Origin of the sequence: Paenibacillus marchantiae, from assembly GCF_028771845.1 — a bacterium.
Classification (GTDB): domain Bacteria; phylum Bacillota; class Bacilli; order Paenibacillales; family Paenibacillaceae; genus Paenibacillus; species Paenibacillus marchantiae.
On record NZ_CP118270.1, the window covers coordinates 2,133,669 to 2,146,641 of the forward strand.

The 12,973-nt window shown below is 47.1% G+C and carries 11 protein-coding genes; 7 read left to right on the forward strand and 4 right to left on the reverse strand.

Going from position 1 to position 12,973, the window contains the following annotated elements; all coding sequences use genetic code 11:
- Positions 1-31 precede the first annotated feature (31 nt).
- Complete coding sequence (locus PTQ21_RS09760) at positions 32-925, forward strand: LysR substrate-binding domain-containing protein (RefSeq protein WP_079694981.1); 894 nt, start codon at positions 32-34, stop codon at positions 923-925.
- 45 nt (positions 926-970) lie between these two features.
- On the opposite strand, the gene PTQ21_RS09765 is transcribed toward PTQ21_RS09760, so the two are convergent.
- Both PTQ21_RS09765 and PTQ21_RS09770 read right to left on the reverse strand, forming a co-directional pair.
- A complete protein-coding gene (locus PTQ21_RS09765; RefSeq protein ID WP_079694982.1) occupies positions 971-1,960 on the reverse strand; it encodes an aldo/keto reductase family protein in 990 nt (329 codons plus the stop codon).
- A gap of 140 nt (positions 1,961-2,100) precedes the next feature.
- Positions 2,101-3,132: a PocR ligand-binding domain-containing protein gene (locus tag PTQ21_RS09770; protein WP_072735054.1), complete on the reverse strand. Its 1,032-nt coding sequence runs from the start codon at positions 3,130-3,132 to the stop codon at positions 2,101-2,103.
- Between the two features lie 370 nt (positions 3,133-3,502).
- Between PTQ21_RS09770 and PTQ21_RS09775 the strand changes: the two genes are divergently transcribed.
- The 4 genes from PTQ21_RS09775 to PTQ21_RS09790 all read left to right on the forward strand — a co-directional run bounded on the left by PTQ21_RS09775 (position 3,503) and on the right by PTQ21_RS09790 (position 9,422).
- Positions 3,503-4,645 carry a glycerol dehydrogenase gene (locus PTQ21_RS09775; RefSeq protein ID WP_079694983.1) on the forward strand — a complete coding sequence of 381 codons (1,143 nt, stop codon included), beginning with the start codon at positions 3,503-3,505 and terminating at the stop codon, positions 4,643-4,645.
- Positions 4,646-6,415, forward strand: a complete 1,770-nt coding sequence (dhaK, locus tag PTQ21_RS09780; RefSeq protein ID WP_079694984.1) for a dihydroxyacetone kinase subunit DhaK — start codon at positions 4,646-4,648, stop codon at positions 6,413-6,415. It begins immediately after the preceding gene.
- 450 nt (positions 6,416-6,865) lie between these two features.
- Positions 6,866-8,041 carry an alanyl-tRNA editing protein gene (locus tag PTQ21_RS09785; RefSeq protein ID WP_079694985.1) on the forward strand — a complete coding sequence of 392 codons (1,176 nt, stop codon included), beginning with the start codon at positions 6,866-6,868 and terminating at the stop codon, positions 8,039-8,041.
- A gap of 76 nt (positions 8,042-8,117) precedes the next feature.
- Complete coding sequence (locus tag PTQ21_RS09790; RefSeq protein ID WP_079694986.1) at positions 8,118-9,422, forward strand: DUF1963 domain-containing protein; 1,305 nt, start codon at positions 8,118-8,120, stop codon at positions 9,420-9,422.
- A gap of 203 nt (positions 9,423-9,625) precedes the next feature.
- Here the strand turns inward: PTQ21_RS09790 and PTQ21_RS09795 are convergent, their stop codons facing one another.
- Positions 9,626-9,967, reverse strand: coding sequence for a DUF1801 domain-containing protein (locus PTQ21_RS09795; protein WP_064641114.1), 342 nt, complete (start codon positions 9,965-9,967; stop codon positions 9,626-9,628).
- Positions 9,968-9,969: 2 nt separating this feature from the next.
- Positions 9,970-10,545: a GNAT family N-acetyltransferase gene (locus PTQ21_RS09800; RefSeq protein WP_079694987.1), complete on the reverse strand. Its 576-nt coding sequence runs from the start codon at positions 10,543-10,545 to the stop codon at positions 9,970-9,972.
- Positions 10,546-10,801: 256 nt separating this feature from the next.
- Between PTQ21_RS09800 and PTQ21_RS09805 the strand changes: the two genes are divergently transcribed.
- A complete protein-coding gene (locus PTQ21_RS09805; RefSeq protein WP_079694988.1) occupies positions 10,802-11,257 on the forward strand; it encodes a GNAT family N-acetyltransferase in 456 nt (151 codons plus the stop codon).
- 414 nt (positions 11,258-11,671) lie between these two features.
- Entirely contained in the window at positions 11,672-12,967 is a 1,296-nt protein-coding gene (locus tag PTQ21_RS09810; protein WP_079695373.1) for an amino acid permease, read from the forward strand.
- Positions 12,968-12,973 lie beyond the last annotated feature (6 nt).

The following is a 12,973-nucleotide window of genomic DNA, read 5'->3' on the forward strand; positions in this document are numbered from 1 at the left end:
AGGCTAGTCGGAAGGGAAGTACACCAGACGTATGGATATTCGAAAACTACGATACTTTATCACCGTGGCGGAGGAGCTTCATTTCCACCGTGCGGCTGAGAAATTAAATATGACGCAACCGCCGCTGAGCCAGCAGATTCAGAATCTGGAAGAAGAGCTCGGCGTGAAGCTGTTGGAACGCACAAAAAAAATGGTTCGTCTCACGGCAGCCGGTGCCGTGTTTCTGGAACAGGCGAGGCTGATCATGGCCCAACTTGAGCGATCCATCCAGCTTACGCAGAAGGCTGACCAGGGGATCATTGGACATTTAACGGTTGCTTTTGTGGATTCGGCTTCAGGGAGTATTATGGTCGATGTGTTGAGAAAATTCCGTGCGGCGTACCCGCAGATTGAACTTACGTTGCGTGAGATGACCTCGTCCCAACAATTGCAGGCACTAGCAGATGGACAGATCCATATTGGATTTTTGCGGTATCAGGATCACAACGGAGATTTGTCGTTCCGGGTCTGTCAGACGGAAACATTACTCGCAGTGCTGCCAGACCATCACCCTTTAGCTTCACAGACTCAGGTGTCCATAACAGAGCTGGCAGACGAAGATTTTATTTTATTCCCACGGCATCTGGGTTCTCCGTTCCATCGTCTCGTTCTGGATTATTGCAGGGAGCATGGTGTAGATCCTCGTATTACACAGGAAGCCATTCAGATGTACACGATTGTGAATCTCGTTGCAGCGGGTATGGGTATATCCATCGTTCCTTCTTCAGTAGATGTGTTCGAGCGGAGGGGGGTGGTATTTCTACCATTAGCAGAAAGTCCGCCCTCCGTACCGTTGTACACGGCATGGCGGACGGACATGAATCAGGAAGTGATTTCCCGTTTTATGAATATTGTAGATGAAATCGTTGATGGGAATATAAGTTGAGCTAAAGATTATTACACTTGCACTACGATGACCGAACAACCTGTTCTAACCCGTCTTGGCAGGATCTCTTTCAATCCACTCACCCAATATTTCATCAATGCGGGACAGGATGTCCCGATCCAGTTGAACACCAGAGGCTTTCACATTCTCAAGGACTTGCTCTGGACGGGATGCCCCAATAATGACGGATGACACATACGGATGCTGAAGAACCCAGGCGACGGCAAGTTGAGGGAGCGTCAGCCCGATGTCTTTCGCGAGTGGAATAAGCTGCTGAACAGCAGTCAGAACGTCGTCACGTAACCACCGACCAGCAAGATTATTGAAAAAGGGTGCTCCAGCCTCGGCAGCTGCACGTGATCCGGCTGGCAGCGCTTCGTGCGGAATATATTTACCAGATAGTATGCCCTGAGCCAGGGGAGACCATGTAATGTGGCCCAGACCTGCTTGTGTACTTGCTGGTACAACTTCCTGCTCAATAACCCGCCATAACATGGAATACTGTGGTTGGCTCGCAATAAAAGGCACGCGAAGCTCCTTAGCTAATGCGGAACCTTCTTCAATCTGAGCCGCAGTCCATTCGCTAACTCCAATATAGTGAACCTTGCCCTGACGAACCAGATCGGCAAACGCAAGGAATGTTTCCTCCAGCGGCGTATTTGGATCATAACGATGAGCATAATAGACATCGATATAATCAGTTTGCAATCTTTGCAATGAAGCGTTGCAGGCCTCCATGATATGTTTGCGGGAAAGTCCTCTGTCGTTGCGACCCGAGCCGGTTGGATGACAGACTTTGGTACACAGCTCAATACTTTCTCTTCGAGTCTCCTTTAGAGCATGTCCTAACACCGTTTCTGCCTTGGTGTTGGAATAGACGTCTGCCGTATCAAATGTCGTGATGCCTGCCTCCAAAGCAGCCTGGACACAAGCTTTTGCGGTTCCATCATCCACTTGTGCTCCATGCGTAATCCAGTTGCCCAGTGAAATCTCACTGACGGTTAAACCGCTGTTTCCCAATTTGCGATATTCCATTCGTGACGCCTCCCTAAGTAATCTGGACTCCATTGTAGCAATGGCAGATTAATAGGTGAAATATCTTTTAACCCCATCTTTGATATGAAAAAGATATCACTGAGTTTTCTCTTGTAACGAAAACGTATGGTTAAACGCGCTCATTGTTCTTGCATGTATTTGCGATATAAGGCTGGCGTAATCTCCTCGAATTTCTTAAATATTTTGATAAAATAACCCGATTCATTGAACCCCAGTTCATCACTGATCTGTGACACGGGCATGTCCGTAACTTCCAGCAATTGCTTGGCCCATTTGATTTTGAGTCGTGCAATATAAGTCGTGAAGTTCTCACCTGTTTCCTTAGCAAACAGCCTGCTGAAATAACTTGGACTCAGGTGGCACAGATCGGCCATTTGTTTAAGCGAGACTTGCTCACTCTTGTGACTGTGAATATATTCAAAAGCAGGTTGGAGCACCGGGCTGGAGCTCTCTGTATCACTTGCACTATTTTTAAGATAGGCATCCGCAATCGCATTGGTCATTTCTTTTTTGATCGACTCAATATTACGAATGGAGTATCCGGGCAGAATAGTGGACAGATTCAGAGACTCCTGATGACCCGAAGCTTTCTCGAACATTTCCACCAGTAAATTTTTGTTTAGTGCTTCCTCCACGATGTAGTTACAGAGTAAAGAAAGCATGTTGGAAATTTTCACAACCTCTTCATAGGTCATGACAGGCAACTGGTCATAATCGTCCTGTAATTCCTTTAGCTTTGCAGCATGCATAGGCACGTTCTTGGACGTGACGATCTGTTCCAGTTCCGTCCCTTTCTCCGGGTCAGCGAGCTTCACCTGTCCTGCCATTACCGCACCGATATATTTTCCATCAATGGTGATTGGAATCGCGATATCCACGATATTAAAATGACACAGATATACATAAGGTTCGTTCAATCGAACGGCTTCCAGACCACCACGAGAATCACATTTCTGGCAGTAGGGGAGCAGTTCGGGATCTTTGCGAACATTTTGGCAAAAGGCCTGACAGCTGCTATGGCTGGTTACGGGAATGCCTTTATAATCAACGGTTAGAATAGCCAGCTTGGTCACAGTGGCAAGAGAATCCTGTAGACGCTTCCATTTATTCAGGTCGAGGATTTTATTGATGTGCAGATATTCTTTAATCATGGGTGGAACCCTCCATAGCTAACCTGATGAATGATTTCGTTCGTTAAAAGTTAGCAAGTTGTACATATTAAGATGAGTTAATGACGGGTAATGTATAGATGATGTCAAAAATTAACCTATCGCATGACAATAAGATACCATGATTCCGTTGAAAAGCAAAAAATTACGATTGCAAATTATAATAATTTGTTATCAAAGTCCACTGTAAACCTCACATGCATGGTATATATTTAGGTTAATTGTGAGTATTTAAAATTTAATGTTTAAGTTCATCTAAGAATTACATCAGATAGCCTTGTTGAAGGTTTGCAGGACATTTATGCAGTAAACGAAAACGAACTTATATCATCCATAGGAGGTTTATATCATTATGAGAAAAGCATTTATTAGTCCAACGAAATATGTGCAAGGCGAAGACGAATTGTTGAACCTCGGTTACTTTGTGAAATCCTTTGGTGAATCTGCATTGCTGATCGCACATCCGGATGATGTACAGCGTGTAAAGGCGAAGCTCGATGCAACGGCACAAAAATTCAATATTACGTTTGTTGAAAGCGGTTTTAGAGGGGAATGTTCCCGCGAGGAAGTTGCTCGTCTCCAGGAAATTGCGAAAGAAAAAGGATGCACATGTACAATTGGCCTCGGTGGCGGTAAAGCGATCGATGCAGCCAAATGTGTGGCAGAAGGCGAAGCGCTAATCATCTGTCCTACCATCGCAGCAACGGATGCGCCAACAAGTCACTCTGCTGTGTTGTATACGCCGGAAGGTGCTTTTGATGACTATGCGTATTTCAAACAAAGCCCTAGTGTTGTTCTCGTGGACACAACGGTTATTGCAAACGCACCAACACGTTTCCTTGTATCGGGTATGGGTGACGCGTTGTCTACGTACTTCGAAGCAAGAGCTACAGCAAAGTCGTACTCTCGTGTTAACGCAAGTCTGCCGATGGGTTCCCGTGAAGGATACACGCCATCCGCAGTAGGTACGAATGCAGCACTTGCTCTCGCAAAACTTTGTTATGAAATGCTGCTGACGGATGGATTGAAAGCAAAAGTAGCCAGTGACAGCAACGTCGTGACTCAAGCGCTGGAAAACATCGTTGAGACAAACATTCTCTTGTCTGGACTTGGATTTGAAAGTGGCGGTCTGGCTGCAGCCCATGCGATCCACAACGGTTTGACTGTTCTGGAGGGTACACATCACTTCTTCCACGGTGAAAAAGTATCATTCGGTACGATTGCACAACTCGTCCTTGAAAATGCACCAACCGAAGAGCTGCATGAAGTCATGGACTTCTGTCTCACAGTGGGACTGCCTGTAAGCTTGGCGGATATCGGTGTAGATACCATTAGTCAGGAAGAGTTGTTGAAGGTGGCCGAGATCGCATGTATTCCGGAGGAATCCATTCACGCTATGCCGTTCCCGATAACTGTTCCTGAAGTGGCTGCTGCCATTGCGGCGGCTGACCGTATGGGACGGGACTACAAAGCAGCTCGCCGGGAGGCGAAATAAATGAAGAAAATCATCAATCAGGCTGAAAATGTTGTCATGGAAATGTGCAACGGCATTGCGCTGGCGCACCCGGAGCTTGAATTTTTGAAAAAATATAAAGTCATTAAACGCAGAGAGATTAATGGGGATAAAGTTAGCCTCATCAGCGGCGGTGGTAGTGGTCATGAACCTGCCCATGCAGGTTACGTTGGCAAAGGCATGCTGGATGCTGCGGTCTGTGGAGATGTATTCGCATCTCCTTCCCAGATTCAGGTATATCAGGCGATCAAGTCCACAGCCAGCAAGAAGGGCACGCTGCTAATCATTAAGAACTACAGCGGCGACATGATGAACTTCAAGAACGCGGCGCATCTTGCCGAGGAAGATGGCATTGACGTGCAATATGTACGGGTTGAGGATGACATTGCTGTTCAAGACAGTCTGTATACGGTAGGGCGCCGCGGCGTTGCCGGAACCGTACTGGTACACAAAATCGCTGGAGCTGCAGCCGAAGAAGGCCGCAGTCTGGCAGAGGTGAAATCCGTTGCTGAGAAAGCAGCCCAGAACGTTCGCAGCATCGGATTTGGATTCACATCCTGTACCGTGCCTGCCAAAGGAACACCGACATTTGAAATCGCTGAAGATGAGATGGAATTCGGTGTGGGAATTCATGGTGAGCCCGGCATTCGCCGCGAGAAATTGGTATCTGCGGATGAGCTTGCAGGACGTATGGTTGAAGCACTGCTTGCAGACATGAAGCTGGACAACGATGCTTCCGCTGAGATTGCTGTGCTTGTCAACGGATTTGGTGCTACACCTTTACAGGAGCTCTATCTGCTCAACAACTCGGTTCAGCGTGAGCTGGCACAGCGTTCAGGACTGGGTGTAGCCACTACGTTTGTTGGCAATTACATGACGAGCATCGATATGGCAGGCGCATCGGTAACCATCCTGAAAATGGACGATGAATTGAAAACATTGTTGTTTAAGGAAAGTGATACACCTGCTTTCAAAGTATCTGGCCCTCCAGTAGCGCAAGTGGCATATTCCGAAGCATTGGAAGCCGTCGTAACTGAAGATGCGCCAGTATCCTATGAAGTGGAAACACCTGCAACGTCTGCGGTGATCAACAACAATCAATTCTCCCTGGATAATATCGTCTACCTGATCGATAAGATGAGTGAAATCATTATCAAGAACGAAGTACCATTCTGTGAACTGGATTCCCATGCGGGTGACGGCGACTTTGGTATGAGCGTAGCGAAGGGCTTCAGACAGCTCAAGCGCGAATGGAACCATATCGGGAACGAAGAGAACAAGAATATCGGTTCATTCCTCGATGCATGCTCTCTTGTCATTATGGAATACTGTGGCGGTGCATCCGGCCCAATCTGGGGTTCGGCATTCCGGGCAGCAGGCAAAGCCGTTGGTGACAAGCAGCAATTGAACGTTGCAGAGTTCGCTGACATGATGCAGGCGGCAGTACAAGGGATTCAATCTACAGGTGAACGTTCCTTCGGACGTGGTGCCGTTGTAGGTGACAAGACATTAATTGACGCACTTGTCCCTTGTGCAGACTCATGGACGCAAAGTTCGAAGTCTGGAGCTGACTTCAAAACGGCGTTTGCCAAAGGTGCCGAAGCGGCAGTAGAAGGCGCGAAGAAAACAGAAGACATCGTGGCACGTATGGGCCGCGCGGGTGCTGTTGGCGATCGCAGTCTGGGCTACCCGGATGCTGGAGCGTATGCGCTGGGTGTTATTTTCACAGAGCTATCCCAGGCAATGAAATAAATATGGAGTGCAACGAGATTACACTTGGTCACTCCGATTGCAGACCATACTTGATTTAGACACTCAGGAACTACACAGACAGAAAACCTTTCGATCTCTCTTACCCCCGGATTTCAATGATTTTCCCCTGAAGGGAGAAATCCGGTGATAAAGGAGTACGCTCCGCTTCTTCAGGTCCTTTCTGTCTGTTTCGCTCTTGTGTCTATACCAAATTAATATGACTGCATCTCGTTTTTGTGTAATTATAAGGTTCAATCCATATCCAACGTTTCATTAACGTGGATAGTGGATATAAGTATGGAGACCGATCTGTAGCTTGGCTTACAGAGCGGTCTTTTTTGATATGGAAAAGCGAAGATGTGAGTCGGAAAATTTGGCTTGGAGGTTCCAGATAGTGTAATCTGGAGAGTATGGACAGCCATTTGAACGAGAAGGGATCGGGATGATTCGATGACGCAAAAAATCTATTATGACTCCGCGTACACACGGGAGTGGCATACACAAATTACAGGCAGAGTGGACAAAGAAGATGGTATATATGTCACGCTGGCGGAGACGGCTTTTTATCCGCATGGGGGTGGACAGCCTTGTGATCTGGGGCAGATCGGCGGCATTGATGTGTTGGATGTGATTAGTGAAGATGGTGAGGTGCTGCACAAACTGGAGCGTGCGACGGAGCAGAATGACGTGGATTGCCATATCGACTGGCAGCGCAGATTCGATCATATGCAGCAGCATAGCGGGCAGCATTTGCTGTCGGCTATTACGCTGAAGCTGGCAGATGCGATGACGCTCAGCTTTCATCTGGGCACAGATTACATCACGATCGATGTGGCAGCCGAACTGGGAGCGAATCAACTGGCTGCAATTGAAATGGAAGTTAATCAGCAGATATACCGGAATGCCAGAATCAGCAGTTCATGGGTCACTGCGGAAGAGGCGGCACGTCTGCCGCTGGTGAAGCAGCCTTCCGTAACCGAAGATATTCGCATCGTGGAGATCGAGGGCGTGGAATATAACGCTTGTGGTGGAACACATGTGTCAGCCACAGGAGAGATCGGAATTATTAAACTGTTGAAAACCGAGAAAGTGAAGGGCGGCACCCGGATTTATTTTAAATGCGGATACCGTGCACTGAATGAATTCAGCGCCGCGCAAAGCGTGCTGACCGGAATTACAGCCAAATTGAAGACCAGCCGGGAAGAGCTTGCGGATCGGATCGACAAAATGGAAGCAGAGCAAAAGCAGCTGCAAGCAGAGCTGAACGCTGTGAAATCTTCCAATGACGCTTATTATGCACAAGAGCTTTTATCTGCACGGGAAGGGCTTGTCATTGCCCAAATCTTTGAAGACAAATCGCTCAAGGATATGCAGAGTCTAGCGACCAAGCTGACATTAGAACATGAGGGACTTGTACTCTTTGCGAGCATCTCGGAGGCCAAAGTTGTATTAGCACAGAACGGGCAGCCGCCGGAGTGGGCTTGTGGACCTTTCTTCAAGGGCAATCTCGGAGCCTACCAGGGCAAAGGTGGCGGCAGCGAAAAAATGGCTCAGGCGGGTTTTGCCAGCAGCGAAGATGCGCTCGCATTTTATGAATTTACGAAGGACCAACTGGGACATCACTAATCTACCATCCCACTGATCGACATGATGGAGCTTGTAGAACGTGAAGAAGGATCAAAAACATAGGGGGTACCCATAGATGACAGAACGCATTCCGTGCATACGAGAGGGGTGCCCAAATACGATTTTGCCAGCAACGGCTGCCAGAACAGGTGGGTACTGCATGCCTTGCAAGCAAGAGATGGAGCGCGAGGCACATCAGAGATACATTGAAGCCAATCGGCGCGACGTGGACTTGTATGAGGGAATCATGGACCCTGTGGAGATTTTGAAAATCATGCATACACGTCAGGATCATGATCCACTAATCCGTTATGTGGCATACGAGCATTCCAAAGAACAGGTGTATCTGTCCTTGTCTACGGAGCAGCAAGCCCTCATGATCGATTATGCGATGCAACTGATTCGTACGGGGGATGACGATACAGGTAAAGATATTTTGGTGTATCTGGTCTGTTACCATGATACGTCGTTGTCTGCACAGATTCCTGAGCTGTTGGAGCACGAAATCTATTATCCTGTCATTTTGTATAAGAGCGCCTCGGCTGAAGTACGTGATCAACTGTTGCAGCGGGTGAACACCGATGATGAGAATCGGAATAATCTGTTGCTCATGCTCGCCTATATTGGAGATGAAGTGGTTGTACGTCAGTTCCAGCAATGGAGGCAGTCTCCGCCTCGCTGGGCAGATCAGCTGCATGTCGCACCTGAGCACTATACTACCGAAGCCGGTTGGGAGTTATCGAATGAAGGCCAGCGCAGGGATTTATTTATCACTCCAAGTTATTCACTCTATAAAGTAAAAGAGAATGAAGGGGCTGACGACACATCTATTGGCAATTCGATCTCCATGCTGTTGACCAGTACCGATAACTGTGAGTGGTGTGGCGGTCCGTTAACGACCTTAATTGATCTGGATGTACAGCATCCAGCACTGCAGGATGTTGCATGGAATAGTGAGCGGCTTCAAGTGCAGACTTGCGTTATATGCAGTTGTTATGGCGTCGTTTATATGGAGATGGATTCAGTAGGTGAACCGTGCTGGAGTGCGCATAATGTGATGCCGATGGGAGCGGATGATCTTGACCCGGACGACTATGTTCAGCTTGCACCGGATGCAGGCCGGCAGTTTTGGATTGCGACTGCACCACGTCATGCGTTCCATGGCAGTGAGTGGGCGATGGAGCCTTCTACATCCCAGATTGGGGGCCATCCCGGATGGGTTCAGGATGCGGAGTATCCGAATTGTCCATGCTGCTCTTCTAGGATGAGGGCCGTTGGACAAATGGACTGGAACGAGGTTGAGGAATACGGGGATGGCATGTATTACATGTTCATTTGCGAGCCGTGTCAGATGACGGCGGTAACTTATCAACAATCCTGATGAGGGAACTCTAATGATCTGTTATTGCATAGATGCGATTTAAATTTGTATTGACAGCTGCATACCCAAAAGGGGCTATCCCATATGTATTAACATTCTAGGAAGCCCCCTCGTATGATTAGGTCAACCAGATATGCTGGTTGGCCTTTTTGTTGCTATAGTCGGTTGAAAGAAACTGAGACACCTTATATCTCAATTCCAGCTTAAAGTTCTGCGGATGCTTGTGTCAGAAGTGCAGCCAGCCACTCATAGTCAGGCGTATCTTTTTCCTTAATCTTAATTGTTTTACGTTCCGCTGGGCCTTCAAATATCCCATCTGGCAGCTCAAGTCCGGTTGCATTGAAGATCGTGAAGGATACTGCCGGCTTGGAAGGGGAGATGACCGCTGCATATTTACCGTTTTTCAGGAAATGCGGTTTCTTATATTGCACACGTTCCTCTACTTCAGGGATGGATTCATGTACCAACTCCCGCAGTTTACTTGCAACCTCGGCTTGCCAGGGAACCGGGATCTGTTCGATAAATTCAGTGACTTCCGCATTCATATTCATGCTTGTCCACCCTCCACATTGATCTGATTGTGTATTTCCCATTCCGGTCTTAGAATTCCCATCAATAAGCGATCAAAGCGTTTTCCATCACGATAAACGGCTGATCTAGCACGACCTTCCAACTGAAAGCCGACCTTCTCATAGGCACGGATGCCCTTGGCATTATAGGCGATGACATCAAGACCGACCCGGTCCAGATTCAATTCATGGAAGGCGTACCGCAAAATAAGATTCAACGCTTCCGTGCCGTATCCCTTGTTGCGATGCTCTGCGAGTCCAATGCCAATGGCAAGTTGTCCGCATCGGTTGTTCCATTCAATGCTGTGAATGACAACGAATCCGATCAGTCGTTCATCCTCAAGCGTTCGAAGCCGAAAGTAAACTTCCTTGTCCTTCGTCTCGCCTTCATCTTCAAGCTGCTTTTCCGAAAATGGAATGGCAATATCCGTATCCACATTTCGCAAATATTCGGGATCTTCATTCCATTGCAGCATGGTCTGCACATCTTCTGCACGGGGCGGAGTCATTTTCAATCGTTTGCTATAAAACAGATTTTCAGTCGATAGTGTCATGATGGTCTCCTTTTCACAAATTAAGTTTGCTTCACCTCAGTACGACAATTAGCTATATGCTTTCTACGCAATATTCCTCGCTCCTTTGTAATCAGATAGCCTCACTATAATGGAAATTTAAGGGTATCACAATAGACATTTCATTTGTGTTTTTGAAGCTGTTGTCAGAAAACCTGCCATGGTAGTACTATATAATCATTGGACATGTATTCAGTGTAAACAACACACAACAAAATTGTCGGCAGGAGTGGTAGATATGGAGATCAAAGTAGACGATTTGAGCGGTCATCAAGTCATTGGATTAATTGCAGAACATTTGCAGGGTATGGCAGCAGATTCGCCGCCGGAAAGCATTCACGCTCTGGATCTGGATGGGTTAAAGAAACCTGAGATTACATTCTGGTGCGCATGGGAAGCGGAAGAGCTGCTGGGCTGCGGGGCCATGAAGGAATTGAATTCGGAGCATGCAGAATTGAAATCGATGCGTACAGCATCAGCCCACCTGAGAAAAGGCGTAGCAAGACAAATTCTTGCCCATATTATTGAGGTTGCCAAGAATCGGGGATATAAACGAATCAGTCTGGAGACAGGTTCGATGGATTCTTTTATTCCGGCGCGTAAGCTGTATGAGGACTTTGGGTTTGTATACTGTGAGCCATTCGCAGATTATAGTTTGGACCCGAACAGCGCTTTTATGACGAAGGAATTATAAATTACACGATAGGCAGTAAACATAGCAGGAACACAGAAAACCAGCATTCTGTTGCATACAGACCGCTGGTTTTTTTGCGTTTAATGATTGTTTCGCGAAGTGCTAGACTGCAACAAATCATACATATTGGAGATCGTAAGAAGAGTAGAATGTATTCAAATGAACGGATTGAATTGCATACAGATTGCTTTGTATCATTGTGGGGTATAAAACATAGGTCATGTCAGCATTCGTTTGGGATGAATTGGCCGTACGGAACTGCTGGGCTGATCCATGAACAATAGGGTATACTGGAAGTTATGTTTCAGAAAACATAACAGAAGATTACAGACGTTTTTTACATCAGGAGGACTTGAATTGGCTCAGACAGAAGGAACATTGCAGAAGAAACTTAAACCAAGGCATATTAGCTTTATGGCTATGGGCGGTGTCATTGGAACCGGAATTTTCAAAGGAAGCGCCGAAACGATTGGACTTGCAGGTCCAGGAGTCATTGTAACGTACATTTTTGCAGGCTTATTGTTACTGGTTGTCATGGCTGCGATGGCGGAAATGGCTACAGTGTACAAGAACAAAAATATGAAAGACTTTGTGCAGGAAGCGTTCGGCAGCAGAGTCTCCTTTATCATGGGATGGATGTATTGTTTCCTCTGGTTGTCGGTTTGTGTAATTGAGGTCATCGCAGCAGGGAGCTTTTTGCAGTACTGGTTCTCGGAAGTACCGCTGTGGATGCTGAGCTTGGCATGTGCGGTGTTTATTATACTGATTAATCTGCTGAGTGTAGGGGTATTTGGGGAATTTGAATTTTGGTTGGCTGGTATTAAAATCGCCATGATTATTATTTTTATTATCCTTGGGGCGGGTCTGATCTTCGGGATCATTCCAAGTGACAATACGCCTTATCTGCATAATTACACGCAAGCAGGCGGTTTCTTCCCTAATGGATGGTCATCGATCTTCTCAGCATTATTGGTTGTCATGTTCTCGTATGGAGGATCTGAGCTGATTGGCTTAACCTTAACGGAGACGGAAAATGCGGACAAGGTGATGCCCAAAATTGTAGGGAACTTTATGCTGAGAATCATTTTATTTTTTACGCTGCCGATTCTCATCATCTGTGGGCTCATTCCGTGGAATGAGCTGGGGCCTGAAAGCAGTCCGTTTGTACAGGTGCTGGCTTCCACGGGACTTCCGGGTGCAGCACATATTATGAACTTTATTCTGGTGACCGCCGTTCTGTCTGCTGCGAATTCGGGCATTTACGGCGCATCCCGTATGATGCATTCCATGGCGGTAGGTGGTGAAGCTCCCAAGGCATTATCACATACGAATCGCAACGGCAGTCCGGTAAATACACTGCTGGTATGTGCTGTGATTCTGCTTGGGGGCTCCATGCTGGGGCTATTCGCACAAGATCAGCTCTTCCGCGTGCTGCTGGCGGTTCCGGGGTTTGTCGTGATGCTCGTATGGATCTGTATTGCCACCTCACAGCTGAAGCTGCGGAAAAAATATCCGGTGCAACCGACATTTAAAGTTTGGGGATTTCCTTACGTAACTGGAGCTGCTGTGCTGTGTCTCGGCGTTATTGCAGTCATGTTCGTGTTTGATGAAGGCAACCGTTTCAGCATAAGCATCTGTCTAACTGTACTCGTATTACTGATTCTCTGGTCTCTGATTCGATTCCGGAAGACAAAGGGACGGGTTTTATAATCCTGT